General features: G+C 64.6%; 1 protein-coding gene. It reads left to right on the top strand.

Going from position 1 to position 1,041, the window contains the following annotated elements:
* Positions 1-14: 14 nt before the first annotated feature.
* Positions 15-1,041 (top strand): type I glutamate--ammonia ligase (locus tag AC1D1P_RS24205; protein WP_477674774.1); only part of this gene is annotated, 1,027 nt, incomplete at its 3' end.

A 1,041-nucleotide genomic window follows, 5' to 3' on the forward strand; every position in this document is an offset into this window, starting at 1 on the left:
CAGCCGGACAAGCCATGACGGACGGCGTCGGCATGGTGAGCACATTGCTGCTCAAGGACACCGCCGACCGCACCGCGTACAAAGTGTTCGAGGCCGGCGGCGCCGACGAACTGCCGGGTTTTGAATTTGGCGGCAATGTGATGCTGCTGGCCGACCCGGCAAGCTTGAAAGAATTGCCCTGGGCCGACAAAACCGGCTGGGTGCAATGCCAGCCATGGTTTCCCGACGGCCGCCCGGTAGAACTCGACACGCGCCGGGTACTGCAAGATGCTCTCGCCAAACTGGCGGAGGCCGGCTACAGCATGAAGTGCGGGTTGGAGATCGAGTTCCACATTTACCGGATTTCCGAGGGTGGCAACGCTCCCCAGCTTGACCCGGCGCTGGCCGACTGGCCGGGCTTGCCGCCGGAGGTGCGCATGATCCATCCCGGCTACCACCTCCTGTCAGAGCAATGGGCGGACATGGCCGAAGAGCCGCTGCGCATCGTGCAGCGCACGGCGCAGGCGCTGGGCCTGCCACTGCTGTCGCTGGAAATCGAACTGGGGCCCAGCCAGGTCGAGGCGGTGTTTGAAGCCACCGATGCGTTGACTGCCGCCGACAACATGGTGCTGTTTCGCAGCGCGGTGAAGCAGGCCTTGCGGCGTGCCGGTTACCACGCGACCTTCGTGTGTCGCCCGCCCTTTCCCAACATCATGTCCAGCGGCTGGCATCTGCACCAGTCACTGGTGGACCTGAAAACCGGTGCCAACGCCTTCAAACGCCAAAGCCCCGCGGACGGAAGCACACCCGTGCACGCGCAGTACATGCTGACCGAAACCGGCGAACACTACCTCGCCGGGTTGCTCGCGCATGCGCGCGGCATGACGGCCTTCTGCACGCCCACCATCAATGGTTTCGGCCGCTTTCGGCCGAATGCGCTGGCGCCCCAATCGATTTTGTGGGGCCGGGACAACCGCGGTGCCATGCTGCGCGTAGTTGGCCAATGCAACGACAACGGCACACGTATCGAGAACCGCCTCGGCGAACCCGCCGCGAACCCTT

This window comes from Polaromonas sp. P1_E1_2 (assembly GCF_056406035.1).